The organism is Desulforegula conservatrix Mb1Pa, from assembly GCF_000426225.1.
Classification (GTDB): Bacteria; Desulfobacterota; Desulfobacteria; order Desulfobacterales; family Desulforegulaceae; genus Desulforegula; species Desulforegula conservatrix.
This window is the reverse complement of sequence record NZ_AUEY01000057.1, coordinates 1-25427: the sequence shown is the minus strand read 5'-3', so window position 1 is coordinate 25427 and position 25427 is coordinate 1. Positions and strand designations below refer to the sequence as shown.

The 25427-nt window shown below is 40.0% G+C and carries 26 protein-coding genes, 1 tRNA gene and 1 pseudogene; 9 read left to right on the top strand and 19 right to left on the bottom strand.

The annotated features are described in order from the left end of the window. Positions 1–206, top strand: a pseudogene (locus tag K245_RS28345) (hypothetical protein); the annotation flags it as partial. A 420-nt stretch (positions 207–626) separates the two neighbouring features. Continuing rightward, entirely contained in the window at positions 627–803 is a 177-nt protein-coding gene (locus tag K245_RS27785; protein WP_156906825.1) for a hypothetical protein, read from the top strand. 283 nt (positions 804–1086) lie between these two features. Here the strand turns inward: K245_RS27785 and K245_RS28340 are convergent, their stop codons facing one another. Next, complete coding sequence (locus tag K245_RS28340; protein ID WP_232223843.1) at positions 1087–1251, bottom strand: hypothetical protein; 165 nt, start codon at positions 1249–1251, stop codon at positions 1087–1089. On the opposite strand from K245_RS28340, the gene K245_RS28590 reads away from it, so the two are divergent. Beyond that, entirely contained in the window at positions 1195–1431 is a 237-nt protein-coding gene (locus K245_RS28590) for a hypothetical protein (RefSeq protein WP_408605765.1), read from the top strand. The genes K245_RS28340 and K245_RS28590 overlap by 57 nt on opposite strands. Before the next feature lie 318 nt (positions 1432–1749). Here the strand turns inward: K245_RS28590 and K245_RS0116300 are convergent, their stop codons facing one another. From K245_RS0116300 to murJ, 5 genes are read right to left on the bottom strand one after another with little or no spacing between them, the layout of a single operon-like run. Then, positions 1750–2208 (bottom strand): MauE/DoxX family redox-associated membrane protein, encoded by a 459-nt coding sequence (locus K245_RS0116300; RefSeq protein ID WP_051284249.1) that lies wholly within the window; start codon positions 2206–2208, stop codon positions 1750–1752. Beyond that, entirely contained in the window at positions 2195–2704 is a 510-nt protein-coding gene (locus K245_RS0116295) for a rhodanese-like domain-containing protein (RefSeq protein WP_027360090.1), read from the bottom strand. The genes K245_RS0116300 and K245_RS0116295 overlap by 14 nt, the downstream gene beginning before the upstream one ends. After that, a complete protein-coding gene (locus K245_RS0116290) occupies positions 2679–2990 on the bottom strand; it encodes a hypothetical protein (protein ID WP_027360089.1) in 312 nt (103 codons plus the stop codon). Before K245_RS0116290 ends, K245_RS0116295 begins: the two co-directional genes overlap by 26 nt. After that, positions 2987–3337, bottom strand: coding sequence for an FtsB family cell division protein (locus K245_RS0116285; protein WP_027360088.1), 351 nt, complete (start codon positions 3335–3337; stop codon positions 2987–2989). The genes K245_RS0116290 and K245_RS0116285 overlap by 4 nt, the downstream gene beginning before the upstream one ends. A gap of 6 nt (positions 3338–3343) precedes the next feature. Then, positions 3344–4900, bottom strand: a complete 1557-nt coding sequence (gene murJ / locus K245_RS0116280) for a murein biosynthesis integral membrane protein MurJ (protein ID WP_027360087.1) — start codon at positions 4898–4900, stop codon at positions 3344–3346. Positions 4901–5162: 262 nt separating this feature from the next. On the opposite strand from murJ, the gene K245_RS24950 reads away from it, so the two are divergent. The 5 genes from K245_RS24950 (at position 5163) to K245_RS0116250 (ending at position 9771) form a co-directional block, all read left to right on the top strand. Beyond that, positions 5163–5891 (top strand): GGDEF domain-containing protein, encoded by a 729-nt coding sequence (locus K245_RS24950; RefSeq protein WP_051284247.1) that lies wholly within the window; start codon positions 5163–5165, stop codon positions 5889–5891. Positions 5892–6263: 372 nt separating this feature from the next. Then, positions 6264–7067, top strand: coding sequence for a hydroxyethylthiazole kinase (gene thiM, locus K245_RS0116265; RefSeq protein WP_027360086.1), 804 nt, complete (start codon positions 6264–6266; stop codon positions 7065–7067). 155 nt (positions 7068–7222) lie between these two features. Continuing rightward, positions 7223–7549: a hypothetical protein gene (locus tag K245_RS0116260; RefSeq protein ID WP_027360085.1), complete on the top strand. Its 327-nt coding sequence runs from the start codon at positions 7223–7225 to the stop codon at positions 7547–7549. A gap of 108 nt (positions 7550–7657) precedes the next feature. Then, on the top strand, positions 7658–7939 hold the full coding sequence (locus K245_RS0116255; RefSeq protein ID WP_027360084.1) for an integration host factor subunit alpha: 282 nt from the start codon (positions 7658–7660) through the stop codon (positions 7937–7939). A gap of 107 nt (positions 7940–8046) precedes the next feature. Then, positions 8047–9771 (top strand): glycosyltransferase family 39 protein, encoded by a 1725-nt coding sequence (locus tag K245_RS0116250; RefSeq protein WP_027360083.1) that lies wholly within the window; start codon positions 8047–8049, stop codon positions 9769–9771. Between the two features lie 94 nt (positions 9772–9865). On the opposite strand, the gene K245_RS0116245 is transcribed toward K245_RS0116250, so the two are convergent. The 12 genes from K245_RS0116245 to K245_RS0116185 form a co-directional block, all read right to left on the bottom strand. Further along, the gene (locus K245_RS0116245; RefSeq protein WP_027360082.1) at positions 9866–10057 is read right to left on the bottom strand and encodes a hypothetical protein; all 192 of its coding nucleotides are present in this window, start codon (positions 10055–10057) and stop codon (positions 9866–9868) included. Positions 10058–10228: 171 nt separating this feature from the next. Continuing rightward, positions 10229–10561 (bottom strand): histidine triad nucleotide-binding protein, encoded by a 333-nt coding sequence (locus tag K245_RS0116240; protein WP_027360081.1) that lies wholly within the window; start codon positions 10559–10561, stop codon positions 10229–10231. Positions 10562–10573: 12 nt separating this feature from the next. Then, entirely contained in the window at positions 10574–11743 is a 1170-nt protein-coding gene (locus K245_RS0116235) for an iron-containing alcohol dehydrogenase (protein WP_027360080.1), read from the bottom strand. After that, complete coding sequence (locus K245_RS26870; protein WP_051284245.1) at positions 11743–13812, bottom strand: N-acetylmuramoyl-L-alanine amidase; 2070 nt, start codon at positions 13810–13812, stop codon at positions 11743–11745. The genes K245_RS0116235 and K245_RS26870 overlap by 1 nt, the downstream gene beginning before the upstream one ends. Positions 13813–14087: 275 nt before the next feature. Beyond that, positions 14088–16712, bottom strand: a complete 2625-nt coding sequence (gene mutS, locus K245_RS0116220) for a DNA mismatch repair protein MutS (RefSeq protein ID WP_027360079.1) — start codon at positions 16710–16712, stop codon at positions 14088–14090. Positions 16713–16841: 129 nt separating this feature from the next. Beyond that, a complete protein-coding gene (locus tag K245_RS0116215; protein ID WP_198013908.1) occupies positions 16842–17198 on the bottom strand; it encodes a lipopolysaccharide assembly protein LapA domain-containing protein in 357 nt (118 codons plus the stop codon). A gap of 516 nt (positions 17199–17714) precedes the next feature. Then, positions 17715–18437: a UPF0280 family protein gene (locus K245_RS0116210; RefSeq protein WP_027360077.1), complete on the bottom strand. Its 723-nt coding sequence runs from the start codon at positions 18435–18437 to the stop codon at positions 17715–17717. Next, the gene (locus K245_RS0116205; protein WP_332248672.1) at positions 18430–19611 is read right to left on the bottom strand and encodes a deoxyguanosinetriphosphate triphosphohydrolase family protein; all 1182 of its coding nucleotides are present in this window, start codon (positions 19609–19611) and stop codon (positions 18430–18432) included. Before K245_RS0116205 ends, K245_RS0116210 begins: the two co-directional genes overlap by 8 nt. Positions 19612–19776: 165 nt before the next feature. Further along, the gene (locus K245_RS0116200) at positions 19777–20655 is read right to left on the bottom strand and encodes an Mrp/NBP35 family ATP-binding protein (protein WP_027360075.1); all 879 of its coding nucleotides are present in this window, start codon (positions 20653–20655) and stop codon (positions 19777–19779) included. 77 nt (positions 20656–20732) lie between these two features. Continuing rightward, positions 20733–21509: a lipoprotein insertase outer membrane protein LolB gene (locus K245_RS0116195; protein ID WP_027360074.1), complete on the bottom strand. Its 777-nt coding sequence runs from the start codon at positions 21507–21509 to the stop codon at positions 20733–20735. A gap of 6 nt (positions 21510–21515) precedes the next feature. Then, positions 21516–23264: a tetratricopeptide repeat protein gene (locus K245_RS0116190; RefSeq protein WP_027360073.1), complete on the bottom strand. Its 1749-nt coding sequence runs from the start codon at positions 23262–23264 to the stop codon at positions 21516–21518. A 45-nt stretch (positions 23265–23309) separates the two neighbouring features. Continuing rightward, positions 23310–24215 carry a sigma-70 family RNA polymerase sigma factor gene (locus K245_RS0116185; protein ID WP_232223844.1) on the bottom strand — a complete coding sequence of 302 codons (906 nt, stop codon included), beginning with the start codon at positions 24213–24215 and terminating at the stop codon, positions 23310–23312. Positions 24216–24478: 263 nt separating this feature from the next. Between K245_RS0116185 and K245_RS0116180 the strand changes: the two genes are divergently transcribed. Then, positions 24479–24555: transfer RNA gene (locus K245_RS0116180), tRNA-Arg, on the top strand. A gap of 290 nt (positions 24556–24845) precedes the next feature. Here the strand turns inward: K245_RS0116180 and K245_RS0116170 are convergent. Next, positions 24846–25427, bottom strand: a 582-nt coding sequence (locus K245_RS0116170; RefSeq protein ID WP_027360070.1) for a DNA adenine methylase, incomplete at its 5' end; no start/stop codon positions are given.

Sequence of the window (25427 nt, the reverse complement as noted above, 5' to 3'; positions counted from 1 at the left end):
TATGGAAGAAACCGAATAAACTGCACAGACGGCTCAGGCAGCTGGGGTATAGCGGCGAATTCCAGAGCATCAAAATGACATCATGGCGGAACTCGGCATGTCAGCTCAGCCACTGGGCAATGCCCAACAAATGGTTTGAAGAAATCGGACTGTTCGCGATGAATGAAATTCAAACGGGAGTGCTTCCTCTTTTTACAACGAGATAAGGATGAACAAGAGCCGTGTACGAGGCCCGTACGCACGGTTCTGTGAGAGGGATGAAGCAGACTTGATCAGCTGCTTCACCCTACTCGATTTTAATAAAATTTCCTCTGTACAGGACAAAAAGGTATAACAATCTGAAATAACAACAAAAATCTATGTTTTCTACTGGATTTATGTTAGTATTATCTATGAATTCAGAGAGTTATAGATATTATCACAAACCAGTAGCTGGCGCATTAAAATCAGTGCTCAAGCAGCATCTGAGCTGGAATGAAGCGCGCTTGACGTTTTTATCCAGGTTTTTAGTTGCGCTGTTGCAGGTCAGAACGGTTTGCCTTTGTGACATAGCGACAGCCTTCAGCGGTAAAGCTCAAGCCGCCTCGAAGTATAAGCGCCTGCAGCATTTTTTCAGATTATTCGAAATGGATTTCAAGGAAATAGCTGTATTCCTTTCCAGACTTCTGCCCACAACAGAGTTGAAATGGGTGCTTGCAATGGACCGAACCAACTGGAAAATTGGAAAAATCAACATCAATATTCTTGTTATCGGCGTAGCACATATGGGAATAGCCTTTCCGTTAATCTGGGCTACACTATAAAAACGAGGCAATTCAAACACCACCGAGCGAATACAACTCATTGAGAAATTTATCAATATTTTTGGTGTTGAAAGAATCGGTGCGCTGACAGCAGACCGGGAGTTCATAGGATACGAATGGTTTTCATGGCTTATTACCAAAGAAATACCTTTCAGGATTCGGATTAAGGAAAACTTCAAGGTCATTTCTTCAAAGGGCAAAAAGGTAGCTATAAAAACGCTTTTCAGAAATCTTCGCATAAAAGAGTCCCGGATTTTAAAGGGGAAGCGACTTATTTGTGGTGTCAGCCTGTATATAGTCGGTATGAAGCTGCCCCGATGGTGAATTCCTGATTATCGTTACTGGCAGTGATTCTGAAAATGCTATTTCTGATTATAAAAAACGATGGGAAATTGAAACTTTTTTTGGATGTCTGAAATCCCGGGGCTTCAATTTTGAAGCTACTCATATCACTGATCCTGAACGGATTATGAAACTCACTGCCCTGCTGGCTATTGCGTTCAGCTGGTGCCACATAACCGGCGAGTCAAAACATCTTGCCATACCTGTTACAATAAAAAAGCATGGTAGGAAAGCTGTCAGCATTTTTCGATATGGACTTGATACCATTCGTGAAACTATATTTTAATATACCATATAATTTCAGATGTTTTTTCAATATTATCCTGATTCTTGAACGGTGCCTAAAAGGCAAACCGCGCAATGCTTTTGCTTATGGATAATTTTTTGTCCTGTACAGAGTAAAATCTCAGAAAGAAAGAACCTTCGCTTTTTCAAACTAAAATAAAAAATGAGATCTCTTCCAGGTTGATGACCTCGCAAAAAGCCAGAAAAGGGCTTCAATGTCATGCAGGACTGGATTCGGCTTCCGTATTTTTAGACTGTCCTAATTCCGGCCCTTGCCGGAATTAGGATTATTTTGAACTTGTCCGGCTTGTATACCTAACTACAGTAAAGTGAATTTGCGTTTGCCTTTATAGAAAACAATATGCAGAGACATGGCAATATAAAGAGCGTCCCGCATAAGCAGTTCAATTGGAGATGCTTGTTTTCCACCGTTTTTTACACTAAAGCAACCGCAATCAAACTCATGCCCTCTTGCCAGATTTATGCTGATTGCTATCATAAATAATGCCAGCATAACGGTTAATATAACAGCAGAAGAGATCGGAAATATTCCTGCCATCAGCAATAACCCACATATAAATTCAATATAAGGCAGCGTTATTGCTATCAGGTTAATGGATGAATCAGGAAAAAGTGAGTATCCGTATATTACTTTGGCAAATGGAGCCGGTTCCATAATTTTATGGATGCTCGCATATAAAAAAATACCTCCGAGTACCAGCCTGAAAAAAAGTTCCAATAACGGAGAATCGAGGAAGTCAGGTCTAATTTTTTTCAACTGGGTAGCCTCCTTTTTCCCATGCAGGATATCCGTCAATCATAATCCTGACATGCGTATACCCAAGATCTTTAAGAAATCCGGCAAGAGTGTGACTATCCTCACATTCTCTGCCGGAACAGTAAACAATCATGGCCGTTGCAGGAGGGTATTTTTCCAGAAAAGCCGGGCCCATTGAATGAAAATCATCCACAGGAAGGGAAATAGCTCCTTTGACGTGCCCTTCCATATAGGCTTCTGAACCCCTTGCATCCACAAAAATGGTATTGGTATTCTCCGCATCATATATCTGTTTTGCCTCTGTTATATTCTGTATTTCAAATGACACAGGAATTACCGGCATATCTTTAGGCAGTGCAGACACTACGCCTTTGCTTTTGTCCCACTGGCCAAAAACAGCTATACCTTTAGGATTAAAATGATTCCTTGCAAATGCGGTCACAAATGCAAGCAACAGAATCAATGCAATTTCAATAATTATTCTTTTTATATTCATATTTTTTTTGCTCGATCAGTCTGATTCTGGTTTTTCTCAGGCTGTCCAGTATGTTTCCTTCTGTTATATTTGTTATCCACAGATAAAAAAGATCAATAAGTTTGTGGTTCTTTTTAACCCAGATCAAATCAGATTGAAGAGACTCAAATTTTGCCCTGTAATAAAAGGCCTTCCCAGGATTATTCAAAGACAGTCTGAGGTATACTTCGGCCGCCTTTGCCCTGTAACCCTGTGATTCAAGAATTTTTGCAGCTGTTTCTGTATTAAAAACGGATTTGTCCGTCATTTTTTTTGATCGCTTTCTTTGCCGTTGTTTTTGCTCTGCGATTCAGTATCAGCTTCCTGAGATTGGTACTGATAAACAATCTCGTTCTCAAGAACCATACCAAGTTGCTGTCTGGCTATTTCTTCAATGTAATCAAGATCTGTTTTCATTCTTTTGATAATTTCGTAGGTTTTTCTCCCCTCCTCCTCAAGATTCAAGTTTTGTTTTCCGATTTCCTCGTATTGCTTTTTCAAAAACATATAATCATAGAATCCTTTTTCACCAAAAAGGATCACAAGAAAAAGCAAAACAAGCAAAAAACATGCCCCGAATATCAAAAGCCTTTGTTTTGCCGTAATTTCAAACATAATACATTATTTCCGTCTTCTAATAATTGAATACATTGTTTTAAGCTCTCTTGAACCAAGCATATATGACATACCAGTATAAATAAAAATCCCCAAAAGGATATTGGCCGCAAGCAATGCAACTTTTACAATAAAAGAAATGGCCATTTTATCCAGATATGAGCCTGTATAATAAATCGAAATACCCATTATAAACGAACAGAAAACTGACTTTAAAAGGGATAGCACAGTTCCTTTCCAGTCAAAATCCTTTAGAAAAGGTCTTATTCCGTTGGTCAGCAGACAGAAGTTTACCATAGAAGACAGAGATGTAGAAAGAGCAAGGCCTTTATGTCCAAGAAATGTCATCAGCCACATGGCAAACAGAATATCACAGACTACCGTTATGCCTGTAAATATTGCAGGCGTCCTAATGTCTTTGACTGCATAGTAAACAGGGAGAACTATTCTTACTGAAGAAAAGGCCCATAATCCAATGGAATAACAAATCAAAGCCTCAGAAGTCGCTTTGGCCTGTACAGGGTTAAAAGCTCCTCTTTGAAGGATTACTGAAACGATCGGATAGCTCAGGGCAATAAGACCGGCCATGGCTGGAAGGTTTACAAAAGAAACCAGCCTGAATCCTTCAGAAAGGCTTTCGGCAACTCCCTTCATGTCCTTTTTGGCGGCCTGCCTTGCTAATGTGGGTAAAATAACCGTTGCTGCGGACACTCCAAAAAGAGCGAGCGGGAACTGAACGAGCCTGTCAGCATAATAAAGATAGGATACGCTTCCGGCTGAAAGCATTGATGCAAGCATGGTATTTACTAACATGTCCAACTGGTAAGCGGCGGAACCGAACACCGACGGCAGCATCATCCTGCCAACTTTTTTGACGCCTTTATGGAGAAGATCCACCTCTCCGAAAAAGCGAAACCCCAATTTTAAAAGTGGAGGTATTAAAGCAGCAAGCTGAACAATTCCTCCGATAATTACTCCGATCGAAAGAGCATAAACAGGCTTATCAAGAAAACGACTAAAAAAAAGTGCGGACAGAATGAGGCATATGTTCAGATATACAGGGCCGAACGCAGGAGCCGCAAAGTGATTCAGGGAATTCAGAATACCTGTGCAGAGTGCTGTCAAACATATAAAAAGAACATATGGAAACATATACCTTGTCAGGCTTACGGTAAGATCAAAATTCCCGGATGTACCGTCAAAACCAGGTGCAATAATCTTTACAACAAAATATGCGCCTGAAATCCCAAGTATAGTTAATACAAAAAGAATAAGTCCTAACATCCAGAATGCTGATCGCCCCATCCTGAAAGCCTCTTCTTTTCCATCATTCACAAGATGATCCGTAAAAACAGGTATGAATGAAACAGTAAGAGAACCTTCAGCAAAGAGCCGTCGCATCAGATTAGGGATTCTGAATGCAACAAAAAATGCGTCAGATACGGGGCCTGCCCCAAAAACCGCGGCCACAACCATATCCCTTACCATTCCAAGTATTCTGCTCAATAACGTGGCGCTACCCACGACTCCGGCGGCTTTGAATATCTGTCTTTTTTCGCTCATTAATTTTACCGATAAGATTATAATTATAAAAAGCCATTGAATTAAATTCAAAGGACAGGAAATTTCAACAAAAAACTTGGTTTATTAGAACAACTTCCTCTACCAGAAGTTGACTGTGATCGCTGTTGCTTTAGCAAAAAAAAATAGGCAATACTCAATCTATCCATTTAAAACAACCTATAATACACTTCAATTCTGTCCCGAATTCATGATGCCGTATTTACATTGGGGACAACAACCTCATATAAAAAATATCGAATATATGCACTCATTAAAAAGAAAATATCTTGAGCACAGACATGCAATTAATGATGGCATTGTTTTAGGGGCTTCTGCCATTTGTACGTTTGTTTATGCAATCTATTTTGAAATGGCTGAGTTGTTCTTCGAGTTTTCCAGAAAACATGAGGAGTGGGAACTTGATGACATTGTTTTAAGCTTTCTTTTAATATTTTCTTTTTATCTTATGATTTTTGCTATCAGAAGATGGAAAGATACGAGGCTTCTTTTGAAAAAAGCTTACACAGACAGTCTAACAGAGGTCTATAACAGAAGAAAATGCACAAAGACTCTTTTACTGGAAGTGACGATTGCCAAAAAATTCAACAGGACTCTTTCAATAATAGCTATTGACATAGATCACTTCAAAAAAATCAACGATGTTTTTGGGCATGCGGCAGGAGATCACGTTCTTAAAACCTTGTCAGGGCTTGTTAAAAACGAAATACGAGGAGCAGACACACTCTTTAGAATAGGCGGAGAGGAATTTCTCATAATTTCAACTGAAACTGATTTATCCGGGGCAACGAGGCTGGCCGAGAGATTAAGATCTCTGATCGAAAAATATCCTTTTGGAAAAATTGGTGGTGTTACAGCAAGCTTTGGAGTGGCAGAATATGAATCAGGCGACAACACCGACACATTATTTCAAAGAGCTGACAAAAATCTTTATGAGGCAAAAGAGACCGGAAGAAACAGGGTTGTATGCTGAGGGGATTTATAATACCTAATAAATGTTTTTCAAGATTATGTGCTTCAGTAGAAATAGACATGATTCATCTTTGAAAAGATCGCAAAGAATCCGATGTCCGTCATTCCGGCATAAATAAGTTAGACAGGGACGGCCTTGCGCCTCTTGATCTTCTTTCTGATATTGAGGAAAACCTTCAGATAGAATGCGTTCCAATGACCTGTGGAGCCTGCCCCGGTGAAAACTGGGGGCAGGCATCCAGAAGCAACTGCAAATACTGGATGCCGGAGTTGATCAGGCATCTTTTTTTCATACATTTCTGGCCGTGCCCGGATTAATGCATGGCTAAATTTTTTAAAACTCGCAGCACTTTAAGGAAGGGCTTTTTAAAACATGAAAAAGCTGGCTAATCAACTTCTCCAGAAAATCAAATCTGAAAAACCCCTGATTCATAATATCACAAATTTTGTTGTTATGAACCACACGGCAAATATACTGCTTGCAATTGGAGCCTCACCTGTCATGGCGCATTCCATGAAGGAGGTGGAGGAGATGGCGTCAATTGCAGGTGCCCTTGTTCTTAATATAGGCACCCTCGAAGATGACTGGGTAAACTCAATGATATGTGCCGGAAAAGCGGCAAATAAAAAGGGGATTCCTGTGGTTCTTGATCCTGTGGGGTCAGGAGCGACAGCTTTAAGAACAGATTCTGTTAAAAGAATCATGTCTGAATTAAATATATCAGTCCTAAGGGGTAATGCATCTGAAATATTCTCACTTTCAACATCTGACATAAAAACCAGAGGAGTCGATTCTTCTCTATTGGTTTCAGATGAAATAATAGAGTCAGGAAAAAAGCTCGCTAAAGAAAAAAACTGCATCATAGCCATATCAGGCGAAGAGGACTTTATTACTGATGGTAACCGGTCGTTCAGCGTTAAAAATGGCCATCCTCTCATGACTAAAGTGACTGGAACCGGCTGCGGCCTAACCGCTGTCATAGCAGCCTTTTGCTCGGTGGCCGGCAGGGACCTGCTCGAGCCAACAGTTGCAGCATTCGGATTCTACGGGCTATGCGCTGAAATTTCAGCTGGAGTGTCAGAAAAGCCGGGAAGTTTTTCTGTTGCGTTTATTGATACTATCTATTCTGCCGGAGAGAGAGAAATTGATAGCCTGCTGAAAGCAATGGTTTTGTAAATAACAAATTTATTTATTGAAATTTGATTCAAATTTAAAAAATGAGTCTATACCGCCTTGACATCCTCACATCTATCTAATATCTTAGCATGCCGAAAGCATAAAAGTACGGAATTTATTCATATCATTAGATATTCTATTTATTAAGGGTACAAATGAAATGTATTGATGCGGTTGAAGGCCTGATAATTTCTGTGCTAAAAGAGTTTTTTTCAGAATACTGCCCTTCGAGGGATGATTCGGAATACACTCTTAATGTTAAGATAATTCTTAAGGCAGCAGATAGATTTGTCCGTGAACACAAGGAAATAATCGGAGATCCTGAAATTCTGACAAAAATACTCTATGAGCATGCAAGGGAATTATGGATAACCGATATGATGAAAAGACATCTGCCGGAAGAAACAGACATTGAAAAAGAAAGGGACTATTACACTTATTATTTCGATCATTTATATACTCAGGGTGTTTATCCACCATAAAAAATCGGATTTCAGGAAATTTTGATTTACTTAATAATTACAGCTGATATGGCTTTTTGATAATTAACAATACTTTAGATCAGTATACAAGTGCCTCAGGAGATATTCATGGCTCTAACAAAAAATGATATTATTGAAAAAGTGAACGCCCTCGGTTTCTCAAAAAAAAAATCTGTGGAAATAATTGAAATTCTGCTTGAGATAATGAAAAACTCTCTCGCAAACGGTGAAGACGTGCTCATCTCCGGATTTGGTAAATTCTGCATAAAGGATAAAGACTCAAGACGCGGCAGAAACCCTGCAACTGGTGAAGATCTTACATTATCAGAAAGAAGGGTCGTAACTTTCAAATGTTCGGGCAAGCTTAGAGACTGCGTTAATCCAGAATAGGTCTATTTGCAAATCAGGCTTACCAATTACAAAATAATAATAAACCGGTATGTAAAATAAACAAAATACGTACCGGTTATTTTATATCCCAAAAAAAGAGTTTAAAAATGGAATCCGCCCTTCGGAAAACCAGTTATGCATCCCTCGCATTTTTGATTATCATCAGTTTTACTTTCATAAGATACTATTTTTCAGGATATTTTCCATTAACGCCTGATGAGACCAACTACTGGCAATGGGGCAGACATCTTGCCTGGGGTTATCATGACCAGGCTCCAATGATAGGATGGTTGATCAACCTTTCAACCCGTTTTCTTGGTCATACTGAACAGGCTGTAAGGCTCCCATCCGTTATAATGGGTTCAATCGCTTCCTTATATATTATGCTCCTGTGCATAAGGTGGTTTGGGGCAAAGATAGCATTCCATACATCCATACTAAGCCAGGGTGTCCTTATTTTCTTCGTGGGCGGAGTTCTTGCGACGGCTGATGCTGTGCAGGCAGCCGGATGGGCAGGAGCTACATATCACATCGCCATTGCATATGAGAATGACAGATGGAGAAACTGGCTTCTTGGTGGATTCTGGTTCGGAATAGGTATTCTCGGAAAGTTTTCAATGGGTATTTTTCTGCCGTGTGCGTTTCTTTTCGGCCTTTTTTCAGGAGAATACAGATCAAGACTTGCAGGTATTAAGCCATATGCAGGAGTTTTCCTGGGATTTCTGATGTTTGTGCCTGTTCTGGTATGGAATGGGCTTAATGGATGGAGCTCACTCAGGCATGTTGCCTATCTTGGCGGTGCAAATGAAAAAGCAGCCATCAATATTGGTTTTTTTCTTGAATATTTAGGCTCTGAAGCCATGCTTCTGACTCCGGTTGTTTTCATTATGTGTATAATTGCATGGTGGAAATCTGTTTCAGGTAAAAAGCACAGAAACAATCTGAGAATAAGGTATCTTTTCTACACATCTTTCCCTATGTTTGCTTTTTTCATGATCCTAAGCCTTCATACCAGGGTGTATGGAAACTGGCCTGCACCAGCATATCTGACTGCTTGCATCCTCATCGCCCTGTTTTTTCATCCTGAAAAGAAATCAAGGGCTATAAAAGAACATATTCCTGCTGAAGAAATTCCGGAACTATTAAATCCCTTGGATGAAAATATTTCAGTATCACATGACTCTTCAAGCGAAGTCGATGATAACACTACACCAGAGATTACTCCTGATACTTCTGCTAAAAACGATGAGAACACCACAAAAGAGAGCATTCAGGAAATAAAGCATGGAAAGACAAGAGATGTATGGAATTTTGCTCTTGTGACAGCATACCTTATAACCTCAATTGTGGCTGTTCAGACTGCCTGGCAGGCACTTCCCCTTCCAGGCAAGCTTGACAGAACAGCGAGGGAAACAACCGGCTGGAAAGAGCTTGGCTCAAATGTTGATGCTATTCTTAAAAAAATGCCTTCTCCTGATAATACGTTCATTTTCGGATTCAGATACCAGATTGCCAGTGAACTTGCTTTTTACACCCCAGGCCAGCCAGAAACAGTGTCCATAAACAAATGGAACAGACCAAATGTATATGATTACTGGTTCACCGACGAAATGCTGAAAGGCAAGGATGCGGTCGGTGTCACGGACAGATCTCCCACTGAATACCTTGCAAGACTTTATACGGTCTTTGAAAGAGTTGATCAGCCTGTTGAAGTAAATATCGTAAGCAAAGGCAAGGAAATTCAGAATTTTTATATTTTCAGGGCCTATGGTTTCAAGGGCGGCCTGAGATGGGAACCTGTGAACAAGGAAGATGTTAGATCAATAAAATAAGTTTCCGCTTATTTTTTTCAAAAAACATATTTTGACAAAAAAAGCCGCCTCCTTTTTAGGAAGCGGCTTTAATTTTCAAACTATGTATGATCTCTTAGTGACCCTGGAAACCGATTGTATAAAGAATATTTCCAAGATAAGAAGGGAAACCTACAAGCACTCCGCCAATAAAGAATTTGGCACCTTCAGGAGTTCCAAGGCCTTTTCCTAATCCAACAAAAATCATAATAATACAGGCGATTACAACAGCATTCATAATGGTTGGTTTTACAGGTAAAAAATCCATTTCTTTCTCCTCTTGTCTCGATTTTAAGATTAATACAAAAGTTTCTTTTATAAAGATTAAAGGGATTGTCAACCCTTTTTGGCCATAATTTAAACATGAATAAAAAAGACGGCTTTAAAAGTCTATTATTATTTTAATAATTCGACTTTTTATATCACTAAAATATAAAAACTACTTTTCCCATCCACCTACGAGATGCATGTGAAGATGAAATACTTCCTGACCGCCGCCTTTTTCAACATGGAAATTCAACTTGTAGCCATTTTTATCAACTCCCACAAGCTTAGCTATCTTTTGAGCTGCTATCAGCATATCTCCGGCGATTGCATGATCTTCAGGTTTTAGGTCATTGATTGATCTAATATGCTTTCTGGGAACTATCAAAAGATGAACCGGAGCCTGGGGTCTGATATCCTTAAATACAATCAGCTTTTCATCCTCATATATTAGTTCGGATGGTATCTCTTTATTTACAATTTTACAGAATATGCAGTTTTCGGACATACTTTGATCCTTTCAGGATGCCGCTATTTTCAAAATATTTTCGATAATCTCTCGTTTGTACTCACCCTTCATCCCCCATCTTCTGGCAAGACCACGGGCATTCTCAGCTATCTTTGGAATATCATCAAGCGGAATATTAACATCTTGCAGCCGAACAGGAACATATATTGATCTGAACCAATCCTCAAGGGCTTTTATTCCCTGTGAAGCTGCCAAAGCTTCATCTGCGTTTTTTATTCCAAAAATCTTATCAGCAAATTGCGCAAATTTTGAATAATCTTTTTCAGCTGCATACCTCATCCAGGCAGGAGCTACTATCGAAAGACCTGCACCATGCGGAATATCATAAATAGCACTCAGGGAATGCTCAATCATATGCATAGGAAAACCAGCAGCGCCAGCTCCGGAAGTAGTCAATCCATTGAGCGCAAGAGAGGCTGCCCACATCATTACTGCCCGGGAATTGTAATCATCGGATTTTCTAATGATCCCAGCTGCTGCTTCCATTATATTCTTTACAAGACCTTCGACAAGCGAATCCTGTATGGGCGTGTATTCTGCCCTGCCGTTAAAATAGGTTTCAAGCAGATGGATTATGGCATCGACTGCTCCGTACATGGAATAATTAAGCGGGACAGAATATGTATTTACAGGATCGAGTATGGAAACCTTGGGGAAAAGAAGCTCACCGTGCAGATTATATTTCTGAAATGTTGCCTCGTTTGTAATTACCCCTCCGCTGTTCATTTCAGACCCTGTTGCGGCAAGAGTAAGCACCACAGTAATCGGAGGAGCTTTTTCAACTCTGGCTTTATTAAGAAAGAAATCCCAAACATCGCCTTCATAATAAACACCGGCTGCTATTGCCTTGGCAGTATCAATAACACTTCCGCCGCCGACAGCGACTATTCCATCAAGATTTTCATTCCTGAAGAGCTGAATGCCTTTTTTAACAAAGCTGAGAACAGGATTTGACTTTACCCCGCTGCATTCGACAAAGGAAATACCTGCTTCTTCAAGGCTTTTAACAACCTTGTCATAAATTCCATTTTTCCTGATGCTCTGCTTTCCGTAAATAAGCATGACTTTTTTAGCCATAGGAGCTGTGAAAGCCCCTATTTCAGATGTTTTGCCTTCTCCGAAGACTATTTTTGTAGGATTATAAAACTCAAAGGATTTCATTAATTATCCCCGCTTTTCTTTTTTATTTTTTCAGTCTTCTTGGGTGAAATATTCTTTTTAGGATCAGTTTTTTCGGTGGTCTTCTTTTTTGGGGGCGTCTTGACATATGTAGGAGCTGACACAGAGTTGATATATTGAACCACTCCTTCAGCTATTGAGTCCGTAAGATCGGCCTGATAGCCTGGAGAAGTTAGTTTTGCCAATTCCTGGAGGTTTGAAATAAAGCCGGTTTCAATAAGTATAGCCGGCATCTGTGCTCCTATCAGAACATAAAAAGGCGCCTGTTTGACCCCCTTGTCCTTTATAGGAGTATATTTTCTTGAAAGATGAGTACACATATTTTTTTGAACATATTTTGCCATTCTGCTTGATTCATCTATTTTGGCGTTTCTCATCAGATCCTTTAAAATGCCTTCAAGGTCGCTGATATTTTTTGTGGAAGTGGCATTTTCCCTTGCAGCAACAGCAATGGCAGATTCATCAGTTGCAAGATTCAGAAAATAGGTTTCTATGCCAATAGCTTCTTTTGCAGATGAGGAATTCAGGTGGAGGGATATAAAAAGATCCGCCCTTTGAGTATTTGCTATTGCTGTTCTTTCCTCAAGATGAAGATATTTGTCAGAAGTTCTTGTGAGAACAACCTCGCAACCTGTTCTTCTTTTAAGGCTCTGGGCCAGACTCTTTGCAAGCGCAAGAGAGATATCCTTTTCCCTTATTCCTTTTTGAGCCATTGCTCCAGGATCATTGCCCCCATGACCTGGATCGATCACTATTTTTTTAACACCCAGCGCAAGCTGTTTAGCCAGTGCTCCCGGCTTTATCTTGCCCTTGCCTGTCTTTTGAAGTTCAGCGTCATAATCTGTGACTGTGGCATTTTTCAAGTTTTCGGTTTTCTGAGGAGCATCTTTGGTGATTTTGACCTCAGCAGGCTTTTCAACATTGGACGCCTTTAGAGCCTCTTTATTCTTTGGTTCTTTGTCTTGGGACTCATTTTTTTTGTCCGATTTGTTTAACACGGATACTGTTTCAGATATTTCTGCTTTAGGAGTGCCTTTTAAATCAATTACAATCCTGTATCTTAATTTGTCACTCGGGCCTGAGAGAGGAAAAACATTGAAGTTATCAGCAGTTGTTACTGCTATAAGAACAGAAACAGAACCCTTGTTTTCTTTGATAACAGCACTTTTTGCGACTTTACTCTGAAAAGAAAACTCTTTTTTTAGATTCCTTGCTATCCCGCACCCTTTGAAATCAAAAACAATTAATTCTAAGCCCTCTTTTTTCTTTTTATCGACACCGTATTTGTAAGAGACTTTGGCATCCAAGTCGATCACCACTCTTGTGTAACCATTTTCGGTCCAATGCCTTATTCCTGTAATATTTGGAATCCTGGCGTTTAAAACAGCTGTGGACTCTGAGTTCGCTTCTTTTTCTGATTGCTTGCTTTCTTTTGTGCTTACTTTTAAAGACGCATTGCCTTTATCATCTGTCTTTGGAGATATCCCCCCCTCCTCCGGTTTCTTTGTCTTTTCAGCATCAGCTTTTTTAGAAGGCTCAGGAGTATTCTTCGCCGCCTGATTTTCTTTATTTGCAGATTCACTGGTCTTAGTAGAGGATTGGGGAGTAGACGGCTTTATTGAAGGAATTCCATCCAGTTCAGTCTCTGCCTTGTGGCTGTATGTGCTTTTAGGAAAAGATGCAGATACTTTTTTAAATGCCTTGCTTGCTGTTTCAAGATCATTCTGGTTTCCGGAAAATTTATACAGGTCACGAAAGACTTTTCCATAGAAATAGAGACTTACAGGAGCGTAGTCTCCATCAGGCTCCGCATCATATGATTTTTTAAAGTTTTCAGCACAGTCAAGCCAGTTCTGCCTTGATTCACGAAATCCTGATTTATAAATATTTGAATACTGACTTTCTGCTTTTGTGTAAAATTTCAATGCGTTATCTTCTGATCCGGCATAACATCCATGCGAGTATAAAAATACTACAAGAAGCGGAAACAGATAGAAAAACAGGGATTTATAATTTGAAACCGCTGATTTAGTGCGGTGATTAATGGTCATGGGCTTCTTTTCTTACTTTAACATATTGACTTTTAAAACATAAGGACACCACTGAAAATTGTCTTTAGAGCTTTAGCTGCGTCAGCGTCGTACTCTGCCTCCTCATGTATACATAGATAAATCCAGGCTATTAAGTGCGCCGCTTCCTTACTGTAACCCCCCAAAAAAAATATAATTTCCAAAAGCACCCATTATTTCACTGCTTGCTGACATAAAAAACAAAGGACAAGCATACAAATCCCCAAATGATCCTGACTTATAAGATCAGGCAATGATCATCGTATATCCCTGATCTTTTCCTTTAACTCACTAAGCTTATTAAGGGCTTCGAGGGGAGTGAGACTCAATATATCAATTCCTTTCAAAATTTCCACAACAACATTTTCAGGTTTTCTAAATAACTCCAGCTGCCGGGGTCTGGACTGCTTTTGCATCCTTGCCTGGGTTCCTTGGGAAACAGATCTGAGGTCATGTGAACCAGACTCAAGATTTGTCAAAATTTTTTTTGATCTTGCAATTATTTCATGGGGAATTCCAGCAAGCCTTGCCACCTGTATTCCATAACTTCTGCTTGCTCCGCCTTCCACAAGCCTATGCAGAAATATTATCTCATCATTCCATTCTTTTACAGCAATATTAAAATTTTTTACCCTTGGCTTGATTGCATCAAGTTCCGTAAGTTCATGATAATGAGTCGCAAAAAGGGTCTTTACGCCTGAGGCGCTTAAATCATGAAGATACTCCACAATGGCCCATGCTATGCTTATTCCGTCAAAAGTGCTTGTTCCTCTGCCTATCTCATCCATTACCACAAGGCTCGATGGAGTCGCATTATTTATGATGTTTGCAGTCTCCTCCATCTCAACCATGAATGTACTCTGACCTGAAGCGAGATTATCAGACGCTCCTACCCTGACAAATACTCGGTCTGTTACTGAAATGTCCGCTCTTGCCGCAGGCACGAAAAAACCGGACTGGGCCATCAGAACTGTCAGGGCCGCCTGTCTCAGAACAGTTGATTTACCTGCCATGTTTGGTCCGGTTATTATAAGTATCTGGTTTTCGTTGTTATCAAGGTAGATTGAATTAGGAACATATTTACCGGCATCAATGGTTTTTTCCACAACCGGATGCCGGCCATCCTCAATCCTGATTATTCCGTCATTATTCATTATAGGACGCACATAATCATTATCCTCGGCAACCTGGGCAATTGCTGTCAGGCAATCTATATTTGATATAAAAGAGGCGACCTTAAGAATCGAGGGATTATGCTTTACTATTTCAAGCCTGATATCCTCAAATATTGCAAGCTCAAGTGCGACTCTTTCTTCATAGGCATTAAGCACCTTGGTTTCAAAGACCTTAAGCTCGTCAGTGATATATCTCTCAGCATTAACAAGGGTCTGCTTTCTTACATAGCTTGCAGGAACATTTTCAGAAGCAGCTTTTGAAACTTCAATAAAATAACCGAAAACCCTGTTGTATTTGACTTTAAGGCTTGAAATTCCGGTCTTTTCTTTTTCTTCTGCCTCAAGTTTTGCAAGAAAACTTTTTCCGTCCCTGCTTATTGATATCAGTTCATCAAGTTCTGAGTTGTATCCTTCCTTGATCATGCCGCCTTCGTTAATGGATGCCGGTGGATCCTCAGCTATGGCCTGATCTATTAAGTCAGCAAGGATGGAAAGATCGGACAGATTTTCCTGAAAATCAAAAAGGGGAGATTCGAATGTAGATAATACCATCCACAACTCAGGCAGGGCATTTAAAGATCTTTTGAGCGCCACAAACTCTCGTGCGCTGCATCTGTTCATTGTGATCCTTGACCCAAGGCGTTCAAGATCAGCAACAGATTTAAGAATATTTCTTGAAATCTCCCTTTCTGCACGAAGCCTGACAGCCTCATCCACAGCATCAAGGCGAGCATCAATCTGAGACAGGTCGACAAGCGGATATCTCAGCCAGTTTCGCAGTAGTCTGCCACCCATGGGAGTCATGGTCATATCTATTATATCTATCAATGCTCCTGTTTTCTGGCCTGTCCTCTGATTGACAAATACGTCAAGATTTCTGAAGCTTGAGTCATCTATAATTAGAAAATCAGAAGATCTGTAAGGCACAAGCCCTGTCACATGGGACAAAGATTTCATCTGAGTTTCTTTTACATATGAAAGAAGCGCTCCTGCAGCGCAGATCCCCGATTGGAGATCCTCGCATCCGAAACCTTCAAGGCTGCGAGTTGAAAAATGATTAAGGAGCGTATCCCTTGAATTCCTGATTGAAAAAGAGTTGTCGTTAATAAAGCTGAAATAAACTGATCCAAGCGATTTTTTAATGCAAAGAATATCGCCGTCATCCTTGTTCTTTTCGGAAACAACTACTTCACTTGGTTTTATACGAAGAATCTCGTCAAGAACGTCTTCAAATACGGTCGTTTCAGATATCCTGAAGGTTCCGGTGGAAATATCGAGGCAAGACAAACCAAAAACTTCACCATTTTTAGAAATAGAAGCGACAAAATTATTTATTCTTGCATCAAGGAGTGTGTCCTCGAGGATCATGCCAGGAGTGATGACCCTGACAACTTCGCGCCTCACAATTCCTTTAGCATTTTTGGGATCTTCCACCTGGTCGCAAATGGCAACCTTATAGTCCCTTGATATGAGCCTGGCTATATATGCTTCGGCGGCCTTGTATGGAATCCCGCACATTGGGACAGGGATATCTTCATTTTTATTTCTTGATGTAAGTGTTATGTCAAGGACTTTGGAAGCAATTTCAGCGTCTTCAAAAAACATCTCATAAAAATCGCCCATGCGAAAAAAAAGAATGGAATCTTTGTACTGTTCCTTTATGGAAAAGTACTGTGACATCATGGGAGTTGATTTTAGTTCTGACATATTTTGTGCTGCATTCCTGTTTTTTTAGATGTACTTACAAAGATCGAAGATTTTACCAGTTATTTGGATTTCCTCTCTTGTTTTAAACTAAAAACCCGGCCTTATGGCCGGGTCAGCATTATCTTAAAGTCAAGATTCAGAGGCAATCTGGCCGGTATCAGGCGAAGCCGCAGGCTTGGGCCCTCCATTTCTTAAGGCTGAAATCGATCGTTCATGTAGAGATATATCATTTTTCAGTTGTTTTATAATTCTGTTGGTTCTGAATTTAAAACCAATTGAGAATATGGATGCGAGCACAAAACCAATCATGAAAAAACCTGCGCAATAAAGGCCTGTATATACTTCAGGAAAACTGTAAGCGCCGAAATAATAATTTATACTAAAAGCATACTTGTTCATAAAAAAAGACAGATTCTGATACCCGGCCAAGCCAATAATACAAAAAATAATAAGCCAGAAAATCAGTTTCAGCATAAATTTTTTCATCCCAGTTCTCCCTTCCAGCATTGAATCCCGGACTATTCAGCATTTAACAGGCAAATATTCTCCGGAAATTTCAGTTATATATTAAAATTGTTTCAGGCAAAATCACGGACTGGCAAATTACTGCTATTTTGGAAAAACCACTGAACATAGTCTAAAATCCAAGTTTAACACGTTCAAATACTCTTTTCATAAATAAAACTCAAGCCAATTCTGACATTCAATTCAATTATTATTACTAGTTTTATAAAATATATCTGAAGATTGGAAGAACATTATTTTTCATATGCTGACCGACGAGCAAATCTGTGATTGATTGGTATAACAGATGATTTTACTGGAATAATATCGAAGATAAAGAGCAACAAGCAAATTATAAATTACCCATTTTGATATATGTTTAGTAATAACCAATTTAACATATCATAGGTGCATGATCTGGGGAATTTTTGGAAAAGAAATTTTAAAGCAATTTTGTTACTTAAGCTCAGATGCCGTACCTAAAGGGAACTGAGCCGATCATAATGGTACTATTTCCATATCACCCCACCCTCCCATTTGTTTGCCAAGAACAACGAGCGCACCTTTAACCCCAGGAATATTTTTAGCCATCTCAAGCGCAGGTTGAATGTCCGCCGGCTTTTTTATTATATTGCCAACAGCAGTTGCAGCGGCATCTGCAAGAGAGCAGGAAGATGAATATATGCAAATAGCATCGGCCTTCCCGAAACTTAATGAATGGCCTACTGTTCCTGAGGATGTACATACTCCAAACGGTGGGCCGGGTTGAAATTTCAGGCCTATTTTCCCGCTTAGAGGCGATTTGCCAGCAAAAAGACCAATTGTTACAGGTTTTGTGGTTCTTATATAGATATCACCCCCGTTTTCTATGAAAACATCCGAGGAAAAAGCTGAAAGATCCTCTCCAACAAATTGTGATACTGAACCTGCAACCGCTGCCATTGGGCCGACACAGGCAATAGACCCTGCTTCGATCATCGCCCTCACAATAGGAGGAGCAAACTGATCAGAATGCCATGGAACAAGTGCCGTCATGAAACCTGGATTTGCATCCATATAGTTTTCAAGGTGCCCTCTGTGTTTCAGGATTATTTCAATTATCTCTTTTTCAAGAAACTTATCCGTCATCACAAACAGATTGGTTTCCTTGACAGTGACCTTGTAAGAGAAAAGATCATCCCGTCCGCAGATATTTCTGTAGGAGTCTCTGTTTTTAAACATCGGTTCCAAATCCTGTTATTACTGCTGGCCTCAATTTTTCAGGACACTGGGAAATAAAATACTGATCCGTCATGCCCGATATAAAATCCCTTACAATTTCTGGCTGTGTATGCGAATTCATATAATCTTCAGTCATATCCTTTAAAAAGCTGGTGAAAATGACCGAAGAGGTATCGCCTTTTTTAAGATCTCCAAGATATCTGTCAAAAAGGATATGAAACAATTCCCTGACGTTTCCCAAATGCTTTTTGATCAGAGGATTCTTATAAATATGAACCATATTAAAGTTCTTGAGCTCGAGTATGGCTTCTGAAACCTCGTCGCTGAATCCGACAAAAGGCTGTCTGAAGCTGTTTTCAATGACATCTGTAACAAGATTATAGACAATTGTTCCATTACTTGTTCCAAGTATATTTACGACTTTTTCGGGTAATACCTCTCTTTTTAAAATGCCTATTCTGATAGCATCCTCGAAATCCCTGGCTATATAGCTTATAACGTCTGCAAGTCTTGTTACGCAGCCTTCAAGAGACATTGGCACAAGTATTTTTGACTTGTCATTTTTGGCTTCGGAAAGGTCTTTATCTAATGTTTCAAATGTCTTTGTTCGGTCAGGCTTAAGCAAAACCCCAAATTCCGGGCCATCATGGCAGAGAATTCCATCCAGTGTTTCAATACATAGATTGAGCCCCCTCCCCTTTCTTTCTACCCTTTCAAGGAGCTGCACGCTTTGGACATTATGCTCAAAGGCACCTATTGAATGAAAGAGGCAGAGCTCAGAAAGATACTGTTCACCGTCATGACCAAATGGAGTGTGGCCTATGTCATGCCCCAGACATATGGCTTCAATTAGATCCTCATTAAGGCCAAGAAATCGGCCCATGGTTCTCGCACATTTTGATACGAGCTGAACATGGAGTACGCGGTGGGTGAGATGATCGTTTTTTATAAATGAAAAGACCTGGGTCTTGTCAATATAACGGGAATATGCCCTGGAGTTAACAATCCTGTCAGCATCGAGCGAAAAAGACTGCCTGTAATCCTCTGAGGCTCTTTTTTCAAACCTTCTCCTCGATGCATTTCCGCTTTTTGCAGCGAGCGGGGAAAGATATTCGTCTTCCCTCAGATTGAGTGATTCACGCAGAGAGGTTTTCCATGAATTATCATTAATCACTTTAGCACCGATCAGAGTAAAGGATTAAAAAGTTTATGCCGTTGAAAATGATTTCATCCAGCTCATTTAAACAAATAGGGAACGGCATAAACCGTTCCCTATTAAATCATATCATCCATATAATGATGATATGAATAATATTCATGATTGCAAATCAAGGCCTTGCTATTTCTTCACTCCAAGATCTTCCACAATCTTTGATACTATTAAATCAAAAGCCTTCATGAAAGGACTATCCATATGAGTGCTTGCAATAGGAAGTCCTGCGTCGCATGACTGACCTACCTGTATGTCAAAAGGAACATAACCAAGAAAATCTATCCCCATCTCAGCCGCTGTTTTTTCTGCACCGGCATTATTAAAAAGAGCTATCTGCTTTGCACAATGAGGGCAGTCAAAAGGCCCCATATTTTCAACAAGGCCGATTACATCCATTTTAACTGTCTTGCAAAAATTTATGGATTTTCTGACATCCGAGAGTGCGACATCCTGGGGAGTTGTAACAATCACGGCTTTTGCGTCAGTGACTGTCTGGATAACAGTAAGAGGCTCGTCTCCTGTTCCCGGAGGAGCATCAATAATTAAAAAATCAAGATTATCCCATTTAACGGACCCTATGAATTGCTGAATCATGCTTCCCTTGGCAGGGCCTCTCCATATGATCGCCTGGTCTTCATGCGGAAGAAGGGACTGCATGGAAACGATCTTGAGATTATCACCAAAAGCCATTGGAATGAGCATCCTGTCCTCTGTGGCATCAAGGAGGCCTTTCATTCCCATGATTTTTGCCACGCTTGGCCCATGCACATCGACATCCATGAGACCTGTTTTGAAGCCCCTGTTTGAAAGAGCGACTGCAAGGTTACAAGCGACGCTGCTCTTGCCAACGCCGCCCTTTCCGCTCATTACAAGAATCTTGAATTTAATTTTTGATAGGGCTGCCTTGGTCAGTTCTTCATTGCGCTGAATAGCAGCACTTTTTCCAGAGCCACATGAACTGGTTTTGCATGAAGATTTTGAATCCGGCATTTTTTCGTGAATCATGACAACTTCTCCTAACTAATTTCTTAAGCTTGATATTAAAACTGGAGGTCGATTTAAGACCTTATACAGGTTAAAAACTAATTATTCCCGGTTGCCGGAGCAGTCAATACAAATAAATTTTCTTTGATATCTGTATTCGGCCATATCTGGCGTATGGCAAGCTTGAGTTCTTTATTCCCCGCCTTAACAAAAACCTTCCCTGGAAAGACAAAGCCACCTACTTGTTTAGCACCTGAAAACTCAGCACTATATATGGATTTGCCAGATGAATCAAAAATCTCGGCTGACTGAATCGAGTTGCTTTCATCAAGTTTCAGGCGTTGAAGAATATTGCCGGCAACATCATAAATTACGAGTGCTTTAGCTGATTTATCATGGGGGTCTAATTTAAGGTCAGCCAAGGATCCATCAGGAACGACAGCAGGCCGCCCGCAAAGAAGATTTATCATATCCTGAACCTGAATTTCAATGCCTGCAAGCTTTTCAAGGGTTGCGCCTTTTGCATCCTTTTTGTAGATTTGTCCGCTTGGTTCAGGCTGAATATATATACTTTCCGTATCCCCGGACATTCTGAAAGCAGGAGGCCCAGCAGGACTAAGCGCTTCGAGCCTGAAAGACGATGGTGGTTTGACGCACATTACTGTTCTTGCGTTAAACGATTCATCGTCATTATGGATCTCTATAGTTCCTGAACACTTGAAATTATCAAGAGATTCATTTGATTTCTGCAATTTGCCAAGGACAAGTCCTGCTTCAAGACCATTTTCAAATTTTACTGGTTGAATAGACCTTGTGGCACATCCGACAGAAAACAAAGCTGCAAAAACAACTAAAAAAAATATTGATGCTCGCATTTCATCCTACTTCTTAAGCTTATTGATTTTGTCAGTAATACGTTTTTTTGAAGGCTCGTCTTTATATAATTCTAAAGATTTCTTGTAATACCCGGATGCTTTTTCAATATTTTTCAGTTTATCGTTAATATCTCCGAGGTGCTCGAAAATTGTGGGATCATTTACAATCTGTGCTCCCGCCCTTGTGATATATTCATTGGCCTTTTCATACTCACCTCGTTGATAATACACCCACCCGAGGCTGTCGAGAATATATCCGTCATCGGGCTTATATCTCAGGGCTTCATTTATCAGTCTTTCGGCCTCATCAAGATCCGTTCCCATATCTGCGTAAGTATACCCAAGATAATTAAGGGCATTGGCGTTGGTTGGCTCAAGCTCAATGACCTTTTTCATGCTGTTTATCGATTCCTGCTTATTTCCGGCTTTATCATAGACTACACCGAGTCTGTAATGAAGTTTTGTGTTGCTTTCATCAAGTGATAAAGCTTTTTTCAGAACTTCCTCGGCCTTGTCAAAATTGCCTATTTCTTCATAAAGAAAAGCGAGGAAATTATAAAGTTCGAGATTATCCTTCTGATTATCAAGGGCTTTTTCAATTGTAGTGATTGCTTCCTGGCTTCTCTTGTCATCATGAAGAACAACGGCGGTATGAACCACTGCTATTGTGTAAAATTTTGAATCAGGCTTTACTTTTTTCAGATACATGAGAGTCTCATCTTTCATTTTGCTTCTGTCATATGCGACTGCCATGGCGTAATTAAGCTCAGAGTTGTCAGGCTGACCTTTTAAAAGCCCGGTCAGGATGGTCACTGCGTCCTTAATGTTATTTTTTTCTATATAATTAACAAGAACTTCTGTCACAATAGGTGATACGTCTGCGGCTCTTTTTGATAAAAGATAAAATATCTGTTCTGATTTATCCTTGAAGCCCAAGGAATTATAAAAAAGACCGAGGCCAACCTGGGCATGGATATTATCGGGATTGTCAGAGATGATTTTTTTATACATCTCAATGGCCTTGTTGTTTTTTTTCTGCAATTTGTACAACCCGATAAGTTCGAATTTAGGGGCTTCAATTGTCGGGTCAAGTTCAAGGGATTTTTTAAAGCACTTCTCTGCTTCTGTATATTCTTTCCTTTGGATGTGAATCCTTCCTAAATAGAAAAAGCCTGCGTAGGAATCAGGAAAAATTTTTACTAGATCCGTGTATATTCTGAATGCGTTTTTCTGATCCTGCTTTTCAAGATAAAGTCTTCCGAGCATCAGATATACATTCTTCTGTTTAGGATCAAGTTTAAGAACCTTCTCGTATGTGTTTACAACTTCCAGAGGTTCTGTTTTCATCACTTGTCTTATACCTGCGTATAGAAGAAGAACGTCAACATCGTTCGGATGCTTTTCCGCAAGGTTTTTAGCGGTCTTCAGAGCCTTGTCAGCCTCATTGTTTTTCAGATACAATGATACGAGTTCTTTTTTCAGGTATACAGAATCAGGATCAGAAACAATCGCTTTTTCCATTAGTTCTACAGCCTCGGCGATCAATCCCTCTGATGTTTTAAGCTGGGCCTGACTGTAGTAAAAATATTCTATACCGCCTTCTTTTCTTTTTTCTGAAGGAACATTTTTCTCTCCGGTATCTGGAAATATACTATCCGTCCGGGAGGAATCAGATTGCTGCAAAGAGCATCCTCCCATAAAAAACATTGCGCTGAGAACAGCGCAAAACAGAATCCTGCAAGCGGATTTATTCATTAATATCACCGTTTTTAATTATTTTTATACTTGGCTGGCCAAATGTTATTCATCTGCGTAGGCTTCAAAATCAGGAATTTCCTGCCTGAAGAAAATCTTCATCTTGTTAACAATGGCCTTTTCCACCTGCCTGACGCGTTCCCTGGAAATATTGTATTTTTCGCCTATCTCCTGTAGAGTAAGCGGAGTGTCACAATAAATTCTGGTTTCAAAAATCTCAAGCTCTCTTTTACTCAAGGTCTTTTTAAATTCAATAACTTTATCCTGAAGAATCAGCTCAATTTCTTTTCTGGCAATTTCATCTTCAACCGAATCTGACTCGATATTCAAAAATTCAATGCGTCCTGTGTCAGAATCTTCCTTTATTGGAGCATCAAGCGACATATCCCAGCCATCTAGCCGCTGATCCATGTCTATGATTTCTTTCTGGGATACTCCGAGTCTCTCTGAAAGAAGCTTTGGCCTTGGATCAAAGCCCTCATCTATAAGCTTCTGCTTCTCTTTTTTCAACTTAAAGAAAAGTTTTCTTTGGGCCTGGGTCGTGCCTATTTTAACAAGGCGCCAGTTATCCATTATGAATTTTAAAATATACGCCTTGATCCAGAAAGAAGCATAATATGAAAATTTTACATTTTTATAAGGATCGAATTTTTTTACGGCCTGCATAAGGCCAATATTCCCCTCCTGAATTAAATCAAGAAGATTCTGCATCCATACTCTCTGAAATTCGAGGGCGATCTTCACCACAAGACGCAGATTGGCAGTAACAAGAATATACGCTGCCTCAGGGTCGTCATCTTCCTGAACCCTTATTCCGTACTCTATTTCCTGATCCCTTGTAAGGAGCTTGTATTTGCTTATTTCCGCAAGATAGGACTGAAGTGGATCCAGCTTCACAAGTGCCTTGCTCGAAGGCGCTATTTTTACAGGAACCGGTGGAGGCTCAATCATATCCTGTTCATCAATATCATCTGTATATTTTGTCATATATTTTCCGTTCTGATTAGCCAGGATCAAAAATACAATTGCCTGTTAATGCCGAGTGACAGAACATGTTAATGCATTTAGATCTTTTTACAAGCATGCCTGATAAAAACAACTCTTTTCTTGTATACCCTTAATATACAAACGACAATGAATTTAACTTTCAGATAATGAATGTTTTTTATAGACAAGAAAAAAAACGTGTGGTAAATGACCGCCTATCTTTCTAAGCGCCTGTAGCTCAGCTGGACAGAGCAACGGACTTCTAATCCGTGGGTCAGGGGTTCGAATCCCTTCAGGCGTGCCATTTAAAATTATTATAAAAACCCTTGGAAGCCCCAATTTCCAAGGGTTTTTTTGTTTCTATCTTGTTTTTTTTCAATCATTAGATTACTCATACACACACCAGATATCATAAAAAATACATGCTTAGTGTTGGGAATAGTGTTGTGTAAAGCGGCGAGCGCTTTGGCACCATTTTGCGTCTGCTTTGGCACCACTCGCTAATGAATTTCCGCAAAAACAAGCCCGTCAAAAAAATGTCGATTATAAAGCCCTGGCCAGAAGATATTAATCCCATGACCGGGGCTTGGTTTATCAATAATTTGTGAAGATCAGTTCCTTGCCTTCTGTTGGTTTCCTACAACTCACTGAGTATTTCAGGGAGACCTCCTTCAGGCTAAAAGCCTTGAACACTTCATGTATTTCGGGCAGGTCGTTTATGGTCAGAAGAAACTTGCCTTTCACGCTTCCGAGTATCCCTGCCATTTCCTTATAATCATCCAGCTCCATATTATGTTTGTAGTATGGGGCCTTATAGTAAGGCGGGTCAATAAAAAAGAAGGTGTCTGGCCTGTCATATCTGGAAACAAGTTCCTGCCAGGGAAGATGCTCAATAACGCATCCGGATAATCTCAGATGAACCTGGGACATTTCTTCCTCAAGCCTGACTATGTTGATCTTGCCTGCCCTTCCAGGAGACACTCCGAACGATCTGTTTCTAACTCTGCCGCCGTAGCAAAGCCTCTGTGTATAATAATATCTGGCAGCTCTCTGGATATCGGTCAGACCGCCTGTTTCAAGCTGACCCTTCCATTCCTCGAACATCTGCCTTGAAGTTAAAAGCCATTTAAACTGCTTTAAAAACTCTTCCAAATGATTCTGGACTACCCGATAAAA

What these genes read in the sequence shown, in the direction of transcription:
- K245_RS27785 (WP_156906825.1), top strand. Translation starts at nt 627, where the DNA reads ATGGATTTCAAGGAAATAGCTGTATTCCTTTCCAGACTTCTGCCCACA.
- K245_RS28340 (WP_232223843.1), bottom strand. Translation starts at nt 1,251, where the DNA reads ATGAGTAGCTTCAAAATTGAAGCCCCGGGATTTCAGACATCCAAAAAA.
- K245_RS0116295 (WP_027360090.1), bottom strand. Translation starts at nt 2,704, where the DNA reads ATGAATATAAAAAGAATAATTATTGAAATTGCATTGATTCTGTTGCTT.
- K245_RS0116290 (WP_027360089.1), bottom strand. Translation starts at nt 2,990, where the DNA reads ATGACGGACAAATCCGTTTTTAATACAGAAACAGCTGCAAAAATTCTT.
- K245_RS0116285 (WP_027360088.1), bottom strand. Translation starts at nt 3,337, where the DNA reads ATGTTTGAAATTACGGCAAAACAAAGGCTTTTGATATTCGGGGCATGT.
- murJ (WP_027360087.1), bottom strand. Translation starts at nt 4,900, where the DNA reads ATGAGCGAAAAAAGACAGATATTCAAAGCCGCCGGAGTCGTGGGTAGC.
- K245_RS24950 (WP_051284247.1), top strand. Translation starts at nt 5,163, where the DNA reads ATGCACTCATTAAAAAGAAAATATCTTGAGCACAGACATGCAATTAAT.
- thiM (WP_027360086.1), top strand. Translation starts at nt 6,264, where the DNA reads ATGAAAAAGCTGGCTAATCAACTTCTCCAGAAAATCAAATCTGAAAAA.
- K245_RS0116260 (WP_027360085.1), top strand. Translation starts at nt 7,223, where the DNA reads ATGAAATGTATTGATGCGGTTGAAGGCCTGATAATTTCTGTGCTAAAA.
- K245_RS0116255 (WP_027360084.1), top strand. Translation starts at nt 7,658, where the DNA reads ATGGCTCTAACAAAAAATGATATTATTGAAAAAGTGAACGCCCTCGGT.
- K245_RS0116250 (WP_027360083.1), top strand. Translation starts at nt 8,047, where the DNA reads ATGGAATCCGCCCTTCGGAAAACCAGTTATGCATCCCTCGCATTTTTG.
- K245_RS0116245 (WP_027360082.1), bottom strand. Translation starts at nt 10,057, where the DNA reads ATGGATTTTTTACCTGTAAAACCAACCATTATGAATGCTGTTGTAATC.
- K245_RS0116240 (WP_027360081.1), bottom strand. Translation starts at nt 10,561, where the DNA reads ATGTCCGAAAACTGCATATTCTGTAAAATTGTAAATAAAGAGATACCA.
- K245_RS0116235 (WP_027360080.1), bottom strand. Translation starts at nt 11,743, where the DNA reads ATGAAATCCTTTGAGTTTTATAATCCTACAAAAATAGTCTTCGGAGAA.
- K245_RS26870 (WP_051284245.1), bottom strand. Translation starts at nt 13,812, where the DNA reads ATGACCATTAATCACCGCACTAAATCAGCGGTTTCAAATTATAAATCC.
- mutS (WP_027360079.1), bottom strand. Translation starts at nt 16,712, where the DNA reads ATGTCAGAACTAAAATCAACTCCCATGATGTCACAGTACTTTTCCATA.
- K245_RS0116215 (WP_198013908.1), bottom strand. Translation starts at nt 17,198, where the DNA reads ATGAAAAAATTTATGCTGAAACTGATTTTCTGGCTTATTATTTTTTGT.
- K245_RS0116210 (WP_027360077.1), bottom strand. Translation starts at nt 18,437, where the DNA reads ATGTTTAAAAACAGAGACTCCTACAGAAATATCTGCGGACGGGATGAT.
- K245_RS0116200 (WP_027360075.1), bottom strand. Translation starts at nt 20,655, where the DNA reads ATGATTCACGAAAAAATGCCGGATTCAAAATCTTCATGCAAAACCAGT.
- K245_RS0116195 (WP_027360074.1), bottom strand. Translation starts at nt 21,509, where the DNA reads ATGCGAGCATCAATATTTTTTTTAGTTGTTTTTGCAGCTTTGTTTTCT.
- K245_RS0116190 (WP_027360073.1), bottom strand. Translation starts at nt 23,264, where the DNA reads ATGAATAAATCCGCTTGCAGGATTCTGTTTTGCGCTGTTCTCAGCGCA.
- K245_RS0116185 (WP_232223844.1), bottom strand. Translation starts at nt 24,215, where the DNA reads ATGATTGAGCCTCCACCGGTTCCTGTAAAAATAGCGCCTTCGAGCAAG.